We start from the raw sequence: 12,277 nt of genomic DNA on the forward strand, positions 1-12,277 counted from the left end.
ACGTGATCCAATGCGAAGGACTCGTAAAAATTTTTAAATCCAGCGATGTGGAAGTCGTTGCCCTTCAAGGTCTCAATCTGACTGTCAATCAAGGTGAAATGATGGCAATCATCGGCAACAGCGGCAGCGGTAAATCCACATTGCTTAACATTCTGGGAGGACTGGACCGTCCAACGGCTGGTACTGCGGTTGTTGGAGACTGGGATTTGCTGAAAATGACAGACGCCCAGCTAGTAGAGTACAAACGTCATACCGTAGGCTTTATCTGGCAAAATAATGGGCGTAACCTGCTGCCTTATCTAACGGCACTGGAGAATGTGGAAACACCCATGATTCTTGGCGGCAAACGTGATCGCGCATACGCGATGCAGCTGCTGGAATGGGTTGGGCTGAAGGATCGGATGCACAACAAGCTGCATCAATTATCCGGAGGGGAGCAGCAGCGGGTGGCTATAGCCATCTCGCTCTCCAATCGTCCCAAGATTCTGCTTGCAGATGAGCCAACAGGCTCGGTCGATTCCGAGACTTGTGATACGATCATGAACATTTTTCGCAAAATGAACAAGGAACTGGGCGTCACGATCGTTATTGTTACCCATGATCTGACGCTTGCCGGCAAGGTGGACCGTATTGTAGCGATACGTGATGGCTTGACGAGCACCGAGTTTGTGAAACGGAATCCGAACCTGGATGACGAACATGGATTATCTGAAGCGGGAGCACCGGATATCCATGAGGCCTTTGTCATCATTGACCGGGCGGGACGCCTACAGGTACCCAAAGAGTATTTGGAGGCCTTGGCCATTGACAACAGGGCAACATTGGAATTTGACGGTGAGCGCATTGTGATTACACCGCCAAGATAAATTTGAGGGGGAATTGGGAGATGAAGAACAGGTTTTGGGGAAAACGTGTGCTTGCTGTGCTGGCTACAGCCAGTCTGGCATTGCCGCTGATTGCGGGCTGTACAGCTAGTGAGGCCAAGGACACAGAGCAGCGTGTATTGCGTGTGGCTACATTGTGGGGAAGCCAGGATGACAGCTATTTCCGTCAGCAATTTACAGATGCATTTGAACTGACACATCCGAATGTAACGATTGAAGTGGTGGCTGCAGTAGATCAGGGCAGCATGTATGGCTATGGCACTCAGGAAGAACAGCAGGAAATGCCAGATAGCCTGGAAAACATGAAGAAAATCATGACTGGTGATAATCCAGTGGATGTCGTTGTGGCTGACACGGCTACGCTTAAATCGCTCATCCAGGAGAATATGGTGAAACAGCTGGACCCACTGATACAGGAGGACAAATTCGATACCAACGATATTGTGCCAAGTGTTATTGAAGGCATCAAGGATCTGGGAGATCAGAGCATCTATGCGCTGACACCGACCTTCTCCTCGTCCGCACTGTTCTATAACAAGGCGATGTTCCAAAAAGCAGGCGTAGAGCCACCTACAGATAACATGACGTGGGATGATATTTTCAACTTGGCAACACGTCTGACCAAAGGTGAAGGAAAAGATCACGAATTCGGGTTCTCATTCTCCACGTACCAGGGTGGTTCCCCTTACTACACCATGCAGCAATATTACAGTGCTCTGCAATTGAAGATCTTCGATGATAAAGCAGAGAAAATGACCGTAGATTCACCGCAATGGGAGAAGGTATGGAGTACCATCAGCAAGCTTGCTATTGATAAAGTGATCCCTAAAGGAGACGAACCTCAGGATCAGGATCCGAACGGACGTTATAACCCGCTTCAAGGTGATCTGTTCCTGAGCAGCAAGGCTGCTATGGTTATTGGGGATTACAGCTACATCAACCAATTAATTGACGCAAACAAAAATGCAGATAAAATGGAAGGCTTCACCAAGGTGGACTGGGACGTGGTAACACCTCCAGTACATCCGGAAGCGCCTGAAATTGGTGGTAATATCTATCTCAGCAGCCTGATGGCGATCAATAGTTCCGCTCAAAATCCGGATGATGCCTGGGAATTGATCAAATATATGAACAGTGAAGATTGGGCTAAGATTAAGGCACGCAGCAGCTATGAGATGGTATCCCGCAAAAGCTTCATTAAACCGAAGGACGGTTTGGATTACAATATCCAGGCGTTCTATACGTTGAAGCCTGTGCCTCCTACCAATACCAATTTGGATAATCTGTACCAAAAAATGCCGAGCCTCTGGCAAGTGAGCGAGAAAGGCATGGAATACTTCACTCAGGTGCTTGAGAACAAGAAGACGCCAAAAGAAGCACTTGGTGAGTGGGCAGCCAAAGGTAATGAAATGTTAGAGAAATTAAAAAAGGATCCCAAGGCCACATTTTAAGCCTTAACAAGGAAGCAGACAGTTTTAATATTGGCATAGTGCAAAATAGTCGCTGGAGTTTTTAACCTCTGGCGGCTATTTTTTTGGGAAATGGGGTATTCTACAACAAGCAGAGATGAATCATAACTCCGGAAAGGAAGAAAAGGATGCGCTGGGTATATTTCAGCAAGCTATATGCAACTAAATTTCAGGCAGGGTGTCTTGCCAAACGTATGGAGCAGGACGGGTGGATTTACGGTCATAATGAGCCAGCAGAAGTGGAAGTATATCGTTCAAAAAGAGGAAGATATGGCGTTCGTTTTATTCCCTGACATTACCCCTTGACTTATTAGGGTGGCATGGTGTATATTAATTAAGTCGCTGTTTTAATATTTTACTGACGCGGGGTGGAGCAGCCCGGTAGCTCGTCGGGCTCATAACCCGAAGGCCGCAGGTTCAAATCCTGCCCCCGCAATTTAGCTTCACTTGGATGATTCACAGCCATCATCTGCACGTTATACATTATGTCTAGGGCCCTTAGCTCAGTTGGTTAGAGCGGTCGGCTCATAACCGATTGGTCGGGGGTTCGAGTCCCTCAGGGCCCATACTCTTAAAACCCTTGCGCAGCAAGGGTTTTTTTCTGTCTTGTTTTTCATGTGGCGATTAACTTATGGAAGATGATCGCTATGGCTAATCAACTTCCTTCAACAGTTCTTCCGAATTGTTTTTGACATTCCCCACATCTCTGGACACCTTATAGGCCCTCATTTCAGAAGCCTTGTACGGTTTCAGAAGCGCGAGCAGGGAAGGAACGTCGTTATGATTTCGGTTCAGCCATTCTTCTTCATCCTGTGGGTGCAGAATAACCGGCATCCGATTGTGTATGTCTGCCATCAATTCGTTTGGTTCAGTAGTAATAATGGTGCATGTGCTCAATTTGTTGCCTTCGGAATCTGCCCAAGTGTCGTATAGTCCAGCGAGCGAGAAGATCTGTTCGTCCTTCATCAGAATACGGAGAGGCTGTTTATGCGTCCCTTCCTTCTTCCACTCATAAAAGCCATTCGTGGGAATAATGCAGCGTCTGGAGCTGATGAGGCGCTTAAATGAAGGCTTCGTGTCCAATGTCTCTGCCCGTGCGTTGATCATCTTATTTCCAATCTTGTCGTCTTTCGCCCACGTAGGGACGAGGCCCCAGCGAAGGGAACCCAGACGGTTTCCTTGAGTGCTTCCAATGATGGCTGGGATATACTGCATGGGTGCAGCATTATAATTGGGTTGATACTCGTAGTCTTCACTCATGGAAGCCATGTACCTGTCCATTAATTCCTCTAGAGGGTCAATTATGGTAAATCTGCCGCACATACGAGTCACCTCCTAAACTGTCATTAGCCATATTTAATCATACTATCGGGGGATTAAACACGGTAAAAATTAGATGAGCCGGACGGCTGTCTAATCCTCGCTCAAAAGGATCATAGAGAATCCTCCTGAAGAGTTTCAAATACGGGTCTAGTCAAGATGGAAGCAGTACTTGATGAGGTGCCTTTTTTTTGGGATATCCTTGTCTGTCCATGCCGTCTCTAGTATCTCGCATATACTATCCTATTCCAACCATAGGAGGTAGATTTCATGAGTCAATTTATTGATGCGAGAACCTCGCAGAATGCCAGCTTGGCTAACTCCATTTCTGTTCCTATCCTCGTAGCGAATACACCGCAATTGTTTGGACAGATTGGCTTGGTAACGACTGCTGGCATAGGGGCGAATCCGCGTGTGCAAATGAAAGGTACGGTATCCGTGCAGCTTCCATTGGCGCTCGTCGGAATCACGATTACGGTTGTTCGCGGAACGGCTCCAACGGATCCCATTGTATATTCCGCAACGTCCACCTTCAGCTTAAGCGTACTGGCACCTCAAGTTATTACATTCTCCGCGGATGACTTCAATCCACCGGTTCTGCCGCAACTGACGTACACCGCTTTTATCAGCTCGAACTTGCTGGGTACCATTCGTGTAGGTCCTGAGAACTTTGATGGAGCATTGTACTCCGACTAATCCCGTACCTGCTTGCTGAAGTTCAAAAGAGCTTTTAACGATGATCCGAGACCGAAGAAGTTTGGGGTTATCACTGCCTGCCTGATAAGGCAGGCTTTTTTTATAATTGGGGGAGTACTGAATTTCTTGGGTTGTGTCAGGCTTATGATATAATGAAAACCAATGAATTTATGGATAGAAAGCGGGTTTTGAATGACATGATTGAAAAGGATGGACAGCGCTTCCGTTTCAGTGAAGCTCCGGTATGGGAATGGCAGCGAGCCTATTATGAGCAGCAAGGGCTGCAGGCCTGGACGGATAATCAGGTTCCACAATACATTACAAGCAATCCCATGATTGCGACTGCATACGCGGAAATGATCTTTGGCTTCCTTCAAGACTTGGCTGCCAAGGGACAGACATCAGAGACGGTAACCATTCTGGAGTTGGGTGCTGGCGTAGGACGCTTGGCTTTTCAAATGGTGACCAAACTATGCGAGCTCAGGGACTATGCTGAAACCACGCTGCCGCCCTTTCGTTATGTAATGACGGATCTTGCTGCTGACAATGTTACGGGGTGGAGGGATCATCCGTCCATGCAACCGTTGATCCAGCAAGGATTGCTTGATTTTGCACAATTTGATGCCATGCAGGACACGGAATTAAATTTGACGGTAGCGGGTACGGTTATTCGCCCGGGTGAGCTGGGTCAGCCAATACTGATTATTGCCAACTACTTCTTTGATAGTATTCCTCAAGAATTGATCTATGTTGGTGAAGGGCAGATCTTTGAATGTGATGTTATAATATCGAATGCCGATGTTTCCACGAATCTTCAGCCTAATGAAATGTTGAAAAACATGGAGCTGGGTTATGCGTATCGTCCAGCACCGCAGTACAGTAAACCGGACTTTCCGTATCGAGACGTCATATCACTATACCAGGAAGAACTGGAAGACTCCCATATTTTATTCCCGGCCGCAGGACTCGCTTGCCTGGAACGTCTGGAGACTTTATCCCAATCCGGGTTTGTGCTTATTACAGCTGATAAAGGGGATTATCGACTGGATCATTGGAAGTTTGCGGAGCCGCCTGAATTTGTTCTTCATGGCAGCTTCTCGTTGACGGCGAACTATCATGCCATTCAACATGTTTTTGAGCAGCGCGGAGCGCATGTTCGTTTTACATCACATCATTACAAAGATCTGAATATCGGATGTATGTTAATGGTAGAAGAGCCAATAAGCTACGTAAATATAAGACTGGCCTATCTGCGAGAGATTGAGCGTTTTGGTCCAGATGACTTCTTCAGTATAAAAGAATGGTTCGACCATCAGCTAAGCAGAATGGAACTTAAGCAGCTTTTGCCCTTTTGGCGTTTGGGCAGGTATGATGCCGAATTTTTGATACATAGTGCCCAGAGAATATCTGATCTCCTTCCCGAGGCAAGTGACGAAGAGATGTTGGATATCCAGCATGGCATTCAGATGATGTGGTCCTCCTATTACACAATGGAACAGATGGGGGATATTGCATTTCTAGCAGGGCAATTGTTGAATGAAATGGAGATGTATGAAGACGCGAAACATTTTCTTGAACTTGCTCTGGAAGCAGATGGAGTGAAGGGCAGCTCAGCAGTATTATACGATTTGGCCGTGTGCTGTTATGAGCTGGAGCTCGAAAACGAAGCCCTGAATTACACCCGAGAAGTACTTGTGATGGAGCCTGATCATGAAGAAGCACGTTCGCTGCTTCAAAGTTTGGAAAGCTGATCGTTATTCTTTTATTCATGAATGGGGGACACGTGAAATGAAAATCCTGATTGGACAACCGAAACTGGAGCCAGCCCTTATCCAATTGGAAAGGGAGCTTAGATCCAACCCTGATGTAGATATTGTGCTGTATCCAGAGGGTTATCTGAATCAGAATGTGGAAGAAGCGCGTAGGTTGGCTGCAACGTATGAAACGATGATTGTGTCCGGACACCGCAGATTGGATGAGAGACCCAAGGATCGAGCCATCATTATGAATAAGGCAGGAGACATCGTGCTTGAAAAGGCGAAATACACACCTGCCACTACGGTTGAGGAGGCTGGCTGGGTAATCAGTACTTTGTTGTGTGACGAATTGGTACGGCAGGGTTTTCGTAAGGAGTTTGATAGGCAGATTCATCTGGTCATGCATTCCATCGGTGTTGGGATGTTCAGTGAGGAGCAATATGCGGAATGGCTGAAGGAGGCGAGGCAAATTGCGATTGCGGAGCAGTGTGTGATCATGGGGACAAGCCATGCTGACGGAGCTTATCGGGACTCGGATATCAGTATTCCAATTGCCTACTGCATCACGCCGAGTGGCGATATTCTGATCGAATCGAGAAACGATACTCGGACCCGAATCATTGACCTGAAGTCAGTGGGGACAGGGCAGGACTGGATGGCCGCTGACCTGAATATCAGTGTATTTTGCCTGGAATAGTTAATGTGGATTGGGCGTAGCGGATTGGGGATATGCCCGGTCAATCGTGCTGAATTGGCATATGTTATGGCATACCTTGAAATTCAAAGGAGGCCAATCAAATGAGTCAAGTTGGATACGGTTGTAACAATGTTGGTGGAGTAGGATACGGTATGTGTACTTCTACTGCGGCAATTCTGGTACTTTTCATTCTGCTCGTCATCATCACAAAAGCATTCTGGGTGTAATATCGTATTCGGTCAACTACCGAATCGCTGCACCATGCTCCGCTGAATTTTCAGCGGGGCTTTCCTGCGCTCTAATGATGAGCAGCGGAAAGCCCTTGCATTTGACAAGCCAAAACAATGTGCTTAAAATCACATAAGAGACTAAATTTAGAGATTGAAGGGATCGTAATGCCGTTTATTCGCTTTAGAGGATTCACAGGTCATCAATTGGAGGAAACTGTCCCCCGGATTACTGAGCAGATGGCTCTCATTTGTAATATTCCACGAGAAAGACTGAAGGCAGAGCGTTATGATGTACAAGCTCTCACCCCATCTCCTGCCTCGATTGAGATCCTGATGTTCCAGCGTGATCAGGAAGTTCACAATCGCATTGCATCTTCCATCCATGGTATTCTGGCAGACGAAGGCCTTTCTGATGCTCATATTTTCTTCAACATCCTGTCACCGACTTTATATTACAAGCAAGGCAAGCCGCTAACCGATTACCCGTTAGATTAGATAATGATATGACCAGCGCATATGGTTTTCAAAAAAAATAGGCTGTTCCGCCAATGTTCGGAACAGCCTGGGACGAGCAGGGATCTGCTCGTCTTTTATTTTATTCTAAAATGCCTATACTCGGATTGAGCGGGCTGGCGTGCTTGAATTATTCCGGAAGTAAACATAGATGAAAGAATTAGCACGGCTCCTCCGATGAGATAGACCAGCCAAATTCCTGACTCATCCGCAACCCATCCAAACAAGATGGCAGACACACCGAAAGCTGCAGTCAATAACAGGCCCTCCCGGAGGACATTTTGATTAGGACGTTCAAGATGTCTGAGGCCCCCCATTTCAGTAGTATCATCGAGGAGTAAACCGATGGCGACCATAAGCGTCAAGCTGGCCCATGACATGGCTGCAGCTGCCCAGAATGTCTGTAAAGCTTCCCATTGACTGACAAGCAAACCGGCTATTGTATATCCAACAATGATTGCGGTTTGTCTGGAGAAGGATAGCAGGCGTTTCGTTTTTGCGAGCTCTTCGTCTTGTACAGCAAGGCGGGGGGTGATGCTGTCAAGCACCAGCGACTCCCAGCCCTCCAGAAAGGAAAGAACGGTGATAACAGCCAGTAAGACCGGGATATGTAAAGTCAGGTAAGGAAGTGATGTGGCAATTCCGGTGAACATAAGCGTCTTAGCTACTGGAATGCCAATAAGCAGTTTGGTCACAGCGAAACGTTCCACAAGCCAGGGAGAGGTTAAGGCTGCCACAATTCGTGCCGTCATCTGAATGAAAGGAAATAGTACGGCATAGAGTACCGATCCGGTCTGTCCATAGACCATTAAAGTGATAACCATGATATATAATACATGTATGAAGGATAGGAGTGTCTTCGCAGCCCAGTATGGGTAGAAAATGATGTTCATGCATAGATGCCCTTTCTAGGTTCATATATATTCAGTACTCGCTGAAATAACAATACTAATAGTAAAGGGATGGAGGTCAATGCACCACAAATAAAATTATCATTTTCTGTTCATTGATAGCTCAAAAAGCAGTTATCCGTGTGGACAACTGCTTCATAAGTATATGCTCTTCAGGCTGCTGCAAGTGTAAAAGCAATAATCAGCATAACCAAACTGGTCATTCGGGTAAACGTCTTATAAGGCTTACTGGGTTCGGACTCTCCCTTGGAAATCCATCCATAACGGAGATACCATCCGAATTTGGGAAAACAGAGATTGATAATGCAAAGTGTCATGAAAATAAAAAAGAGGGTTCTCATGCCCAATCTTCCTTCCTTGTTTGCATGACCCGAATCGAAATTAACGACGTCTGCGTCTAGTGAAGAAGTACAATACCAGAATAACAATAATAACAATCAACAGAAATTTCATGATGTGTTCCTCCTGACGGATTGGTGTGAGTTAAGCGTATTTTAACCACAAACCACATCATTTGAATAACTGTGTTACAATTAAATATATTGATTTCGGTTGATCCAAGACCCAATTGTTATCATTCTAATTATATATTTATTTGATGCAACGGACCACAAGAAAACAGGAGGGGAAGCATGAGCATCCAAAATAAGCACTCCATACCCATTCAGTGGGAGTTTTTAATATCCAAGCTTAAATCTTCCGTAACTGTGGTCGATGCAACTTCACCAGAGCAACCATTGATATATGTCAATGAACAGTTCACTGCTCTGACAGGCTATACCTTTGAAGAAGTCGTTGGACAGAACTGCCGATTCCTTCAGGGCAGGGACACGAATCCCGAAACTGTAAGCAAAATTCGTAAAGCTCTTAATCGGCAGGAGTCCATTAAAATTGATATTTTAAACTATACCAAAAGTGGTCAACAATTCTGGAACGAATTGAACATTGATCCCATATTTGATGATGGGGGACAGTGTCTCTTCTTTGTTGGCATACAATATGACATTTCTGAACGGAAATATGCCGAAGAGCAGCTTCGCATGGCGGCCAGGATGGCAGAGATGAACAGCAGGGGACACCTGGAGTTTATCGGAAAATTAAATCATGAACTGCGCACACCGCTCAATGGGATTATGGGCATGATCGAGTTAACGAGCATGGGTGAAATCAGTGAGGAGCAAGAAGAATATTTGGACCTCGCCCGTCAGTCCGGTGAAGCCTTGCTCAATATTGTGAATAACAGTCTCGACATGGCGAAGCTGGGGCGCGGCAAGATGGAAGTTGAACAAATCGAATTTCAGCCGCTTAAGCTCATTCAACAGATCGTTAGAACGCACGAGCCTGCGGCTGAACAAAAGAAGGTCCAATTGCGCTGTCAGGCCGACATGCAGGTACCGGACGTTTTAATCGGGGATCCGTTGCGTCTGCGTCAAGTACTGGATAACCTGCTGAGCAATGCGATTAAGTTCACGGAGCAAGGTGAAGTGTTACTGCAGCTTGATGTGAAGGAACAACACGGGGATTCCATTACCTTGCTATTCACCGTAAGTGATACAGGAATCGGTATTCCTGAAGAGAAGCTACACCAATTATTTGAGGCGTTCACCCAGACGGATGTATCTCATGCCCGCAGATTTGGTGGCAGTGGATTGGGATTGACCATCTGTAAGGAACTACTTGAATTGATGCAGGGGGACATTGCTGTAGAGAGTGTACTAGGGCAGGGAACACACTTCCATGTGACACTACCGCTGTTACGGCAGCAGGTTATCCCACATGTGGGATAACAAGCCATTAATAAGAATAAACGGAAAGAAGACAGTTCGGGAGGATGCGGACTGTCTTTTTGGTATTGTTTCACGAACGAACGTTCTGGTATAATGCAAAAGGGAACGGGGGAGACAGCATGAAGAGGAAGCGCACAAGGAAGAAGAAAAACAAAGGTTGGAGCAATCTTAAGAAATCGTTTATTACGCTGGTAACGCTGGTGGTTCTGGCTGTCTTTGCCTGGTTCGAGGGAGAATTGCCGCTGGATCTGCCGTCCCCGTTTAATGGGAGCAGTCAGGGCGTGGATCACACCATCACCTTTCCCTCAGATCGGTATCCGGAGACGGCGAAGCATATCAAGGACGCCATCAAGGCAGGGCACTCGGATGTATGCACGATTGATCGTGAGGGCGCAGACGCCAATCGCGACCTGTCACTCAAGGGTGTACCCGTGAAGAAAGGGAAGGATCGGGATGAGTGGCCCATGGCCATGTGTGCTGAAGGCGGGTCAAATGCAGATATCAAGTACATTACGCCCAAGGACAACCGCGGAGCGGGTTCATGGGTTGGTAATCAGCTGAGTACATATCCGGATGGAACACGGGTGAAGTTTGTTGTACAGTAGCATAAGGATACAGGCCATAGGCCAAAACAAAAACCAGACCCGAGTGGGTCTGGTTTTTGTTTTTTTACAACTACGGAGCTATAGATCTGCAATACTCAACTGCATACCCTTCATATGATGGGAACGGATACTCAGTATGCGGGTAACCTGCTCAACCTCATCAAAAGGAATCCAAAGGTTTCCCTGGACCGTACGAAGGGTAAGAATGGATGAGTCAGCAGAACGCTCGGGAAATCCGGTCACCGTTTGACCGCTGGTGTTGCGAACTGCAATTTGTTGATTACGACGAATGGCAATTTCTACCTCTTTTTTCATAAGACATTGCTCCTGGTTATGAGATGGTTGCTTAATATGTCAATAATTTCAATGGTTAATTTGGCTTCTTTATCTAGTCTATCAGAACTAGGTATGAATTTCCAGAAAAGAAATAAATCCTTCTGGTTTAGGTGAATTGTCTTATGGAATAGATGATTTGTTAGAGCTTTAATCCAAGTCGGAATAACGTTGCGTTTATTACATGTCCTATTAGGGAGGGAACGGAATGACACAATTATTGGTTGGGCTGGTTCAAACGGAGAACGAAGCGATTATCATGCTTAACCAGCTCAAGGAAGCAGGATTGGAAGCGGAAGCGATGGGGGTTGTGGCGAAGGAGCATTTGGATCTTGATTTGATCAGTGAAAAAGCAGGTCTGGACAAACCGTTGAAGGGTGCTGGTACAGATGGTGCATTCGGTGTCTTCAAGGGTGTACTCGCAGCATTGGGAAAACGCATGGACCAGACGATCTCTGCGGGCAAAGCGGTTCGCCGACTGGCTGGCAATGAAATTGGAGGAGAAACGGATGATCTCGTTCTTACTCTGGCAGAAGCCGGTATTGCTGAAGAGGATGCTCAGTATTATGAGCAGTGGCTTCTTCAGGATCACTTCCTTATCGTGGTGGAATGCAGTGAGGAAGATGCTGCCCACATTGCACCGATTGTGAAGGGGGAAGATGCGTAGAACAGGATTCTTGCAACTTTTTAGTTTAATTTAAGCCTGATTTTAGGTTTCTTTAATGTTGGGGCGGTATTATGATCTCACACCTCCCTTAATATAGATGGTTTATAGAAAGTCCGGGACCGCAACTCGGACTTTCTAGGCACTGCCAGCTGACGCTGGTAGTGCCTTTTCACTTTTTTATGGTAGTTGTATTTTAAAAAAATAAATTATATGTTGCATTATGTTCAGTCCTATGATAAGATATTTCTTGTCGCCTCAAGTAATAAAGTAATACATACATATGCCGGGGTGGCGGAATTGGCAGACGCACAGGACTTAAAATCCTGCGGTAGGTGACTACCGTACCGGTTCGATCCCGGTCCTCGGCATCCTTATTAAGAAGATCGCATGACGCTTGTTGAACAAGCT

15 protein-coding genes and 3 tRNA genes are annotated in these 12,277 nt (G+C 46.3%); 14 read left to right on the forward strand and 4 right to left on the reverse strand.

Annotated elements, in window-relative coordinates; all coding sequences use genetic code 11:
• The first annotated feature begins 2 nt into the window (after positions 1-2).
• The 5 genes from AC3WQ3_RS03670 to AC3WQ3_RS03690 all read left to right on the forward strand — a co-directional run bounded on the left by AC3WQ3_RS03670 (position 3) and on the right by AC3WQ3_RS03690 (position 2,919).
• On the forward strand, positions 3-866 hold the full coding sequence (locus AC3WQ3_RS03670) for an ABC transporter ATP-binding protein (protein ID WP_127537808.1): 864 nt from the start codon (positions 3-5) through the stop codon (positions 864-866).
• A gap of 20 nt (positions 867-886) precedes the next feature.
• Entirely contained in the window at positions 887-2,335 is a 1,449-nt protein-coding gene (locus AC3WQ3_RS03675; protein WP_492471478.1) for an ABC transporter substrate-binding protein, read from the forward strand.
• A 146-nt stretch (positions 2,336-2,481) separates the two neighbouring features.
• Positions 2,482-2,646: a hypothetical protein gene (locus tag AC3WQ3_RS03680; protein ID WP_164764226.1), complete on the forward strand. Its 165-nt coding sequence runs from the start codon at positions 2,482-2,484 to the stop codon at positions 2,644-2,646.
• A gap of 69 nt (positions 2,647-2,715) precedes the next feature.
• Positions 2,716-2,789: transfer RNA gene (locus tag AC3WQ3_RS03685), tRNA-Met, on the forward strand.
• Positions 2,790-2,845: 56 nt separating this feature from the next.
• Positions 2,846-2,919: transfer RNA gene (locus AC3WQ3_RS03690), tRNA-Ile, on the forward strand.
• 85 nt (positions 2,920-3,004) lie between these two features.
• On the opposite strand, the gene AC3WQ3_RS03695 is transcribed toward AC3WQ3_RS03690, so the two are convergent.
• On the reverse strand, positions 3,005-3,676 hold the full coding sequence (locus tag AC3WQ3_RS03695) for an SOS response-associated peptidase (RefSeq protein WP_492471479.1): 672 nt from the start codon (positions 3,674-3,676) through the stop codon (positions 3,005-3,007).
• Positions 3,677-3,943: 267 nt separating this feature from the next.
• Between AC3WQ3_RS03695 and AC3WQ3_RS03700 the strand changes: the two genes are divergently transcribed.
• From AC3WQ3_RS03700 to AC3WQ3_RS03720, 5 genes are all read left to right on the forward strand, one after another.
• On the forward strand, positions 3,944-4,369 hold the full coding sequence (locus AC3WQ3_RS03700) for a hypothetical protein (RefSeq protein WP_336780589.1): 426 nt from the start codon (positions 3,944-3,946) through the stop codon (positions 4,367-4,369).
• Positions 4,370-4,566: 197 nt separating this feature from the next.
• A complete protein-coding gene (locus tag AC3WQ3_RS03705) occupies positions 4,567-6,120 on the forward strand; it encodes a tetratricopeptide repeat protein (protein WP_492471571.1) in 1,554 nt (517 codons plus the stop codon).
• Entirely contained in the window at positions 6,080-6,823 is a 744-nt protein-coding gene (locus AC3WQ3_RS03710; protein ID WP_492471480.1) for a hypothetical protein, read from the forward strand. Before AC3WQ3_RS03705 ends, AC3WQ3_RS03710 begins: the two co-directional genes overlap by 41 nt.
• 101 nt (positions 6,824-6,924) lie before the next feature.
• On the forward strand, positions 6,925-7,050 hold the full coding sequence (locus AC3WQ3_RS03715; RefSeq protein ID WP_336780592.1) for a YjcZ family sporulation protein: 126 nt from the start codon (positions 6,925-6,927) through the stop codon (positions 7,048-7,050).
• Between the two features lie 168 nt (positions 7,051-7,218).
• Positions 7,219-7,548 carry a DUF1904 family protein gene (locus AC3WQ3_RS03720; protein WP_354482927.1) on the forward strand — a complete coding sequence of 110 codons (330 nt, stop codon included), beginning with the start codon at positions 7,219-7,221 and terminating at the stop codon, positions 7,546-7,548.
• A 95-nt stretch (positions 7,549-7,643) separates the two neighbouring features.
• Here AC3WQ3_RS03720 and AC3WQ3_RS03725 read toward each other — a convergent pair whose 3' ends face one another.
• Positions 7,644-8,459, reverse strand: a complete 816-nt coding sequence (locus tag AC3WQ3_RS03725) for an MFS transporter (RefSeq protein WP_492471481.1) — start codon at positions 8,457-8,459, stop codon at positions 7,644-7,646.
• Between the two features lie 170 nt (positions 8,460-8,629).
• Positions 8,630-8,818, reverse strand: coding sequence for a DUF6199 family natural product biosynthesis protein (locus AC3WQ3_RS03730; protein WP_492471482.1), 189 nt, complete (start codon positions 8,816-8,818; stop codon positions 8,630-8,632).
• Positions 8,819-9,109: 291 nt separating this feature from the next.
• Here AC3WQ3_RS03730 and AC3WQ3_RS03735 point away from each other — a divergent pair, with 291 nt between their 5' ends.
• Both AC3WQ3_RS03735 and AC3WQ3_RS03740 read left to right on the forward strand, forming a co-directional pair.
• Complete coding sequence (locus AC3WQ3_RS03735; RefSeq protein WP_492471483.1) at positions 9,110-10,264, forward strand: sensor histidine kinase; 1,155 nt, start codon at positions 9,110-9,112, stop codon at positions 10,262-10,264.
• Between the two features lie 119 nt (positions 10,265-10,383).
• Positions 10,384-10,869: a NucA/NucB deoxyribonuclease domain-containing protein gene (locus AC3WQ3_RS03740; protein WP_492471484.1), complete on the forward strand. Its 486-nt coding sequence runs from the start codon at positions 10,384-10,386 to the stop codon at positions 10,867-10,869.
• A 78-nt stretch (positions 10,870-10,947) separates the two neighbouring features.
• Here the strand turns inward: AC3WQ3_RS03740 and AC3WQ3_RS03745 are convergent, their stop codons facing one another.
• Entirely contained in the window at positions 10,948-11,184 is a 237-nt protein-coding gene (locus AC3WQ3_RS03745) for a hypothetical protein (RefSeq protein WP_492471485.1), read from the reverse strand.
• 226 nt (positions 11,185-11,410) lie between these two features.
• Here AC3WQ3_RS03745 and AC3WQ3_RS03750 point away from each other — a divergent pair, with 226 nt between their 5' ends.
• Both AC3WQ3_RS03750 and AC3WQ3_RS03755 read left to right on the forward strand, forming a co-directional pair.
• Positions 11,411-11,869 (forward strand): general stress protein, encoded by a 459-nt coding sequence (locus AC3WQ3_RS03750; RefSeq protein WP_336780598.1) that lies wholly within the window; start codon positions 11,411-11,413, stop codon positions 11,867-11,869.
• A gap of 282 nt (positions 11,870-12,151) precedes the next feature.
• Positions 12,152-12,237 (forward strand) — tRNA-Leu (locus tag AC3WQ3_RS03755).
• The last annotated feature ends 40 nt before the right edge of the window (positions 12,238-12,277 follow it).

It is taken from the genome of Paenibacillus sp. FW104-T2 (assembly GCF_058789975.1).

Coding starts and splice junctions, on each gene's coding strand:
- AC3WQ3_RS03675 (WP_492471478.1), top strand. CDS start 887: ATGAAGAACAGGTTTTGGGGAAAACGTGTGCTTGCTGTGCTGGCTACA.
- AC3WQ3_RS03680 (WP_164764226.1), top strand. CDS start 2,482: ATGCGCTGGGTATATTTCAGCAAGCTATATGCAACTAAATTTCAGGCA.
- AC3WQ3_RS03695 (WP_492471479.1), bottom strand. CDS start 3,676: ATGTGCGGCAGATTTACCATAATTGACCCTCTAGAGGAATTAATGGAC.
- AC3WQ3_RS03700 (WP_336780589.1), top strand. CDS start 3,944: ATGAGTCAATTTATTGATGCGAGAACCTCGCAGAATGCCAGCTTGGCT.
- AC3WQ3_RS03705 (WP_492471571.1), top strand. CDS start 4,567: ATGATTGAAAAGGATGGACAGCGCTTCCGTTTCAGTGAAGCTCCGGTA.
- AC3WQ3_RS03710 (WP_492471480.1), top strand. CDS start 6,080: ATGAAGAAGCACGTTCGCTGCTTCAAAGTTTGGAAAGCTGATCGTTAT.
- AC3WQ3_RS03715 (WP_336780592.1), top strand. CDS start 6,925: ATGAGTCAAGTTGGATACGGTTGTAACAATGTTGGTGGAGTAGGATAC.
- AC3WQ3_RS03720 (WP_354482927.1), top strand. CDS start 7,219: ATGCCGTTTATTCGCTTTAGAGGATTCACAGGTCATCAATTGGAGGAA.
- AC3WQ3_RS03725 (WP_492471481.1), bottom strand. CDS start 8,459: ATGAACATCATTTTCTACCCATACTGGGCTGCGAAGACACTCCTATCC.
- AC3WQ3_RS03730 (WP_492471482.1), bottom strand. CDS start 8,818: ATGAGAACCCTCTTTTTTATTTTCATGACACTTTGCATTATCAATCTC.
- AC3WQ3_RS03735 (WP_492471483.1), top strand. CDS start 9,110: ATGAGCATCCAAAATAAGCACTCCATACCCATTCAGTGGGAGTTTTTA.
- AC3WQ3_RS03740 (WP_492471484.1), top strand. CDS start 10,384: ATGAAGAGGAAGCGCACAAGGAAGAAGAAAAACAAAGGTTGGAGCAAT.
- AC3WQ3_RS03745 (WP_492471485.1), bottom strand. CDS start 11,184: ATGAAAAAAGAGGTAGAAATTGCCATTCGTCGTAATCAACAAATTGCA.
- AC3WQ3_RS03750 (WP_336780598.1), top strand. CDS start 11,411: ATGACACAATTATTGGTTGGGCTGGTTCAAACGGAGAACGAAGCGATT.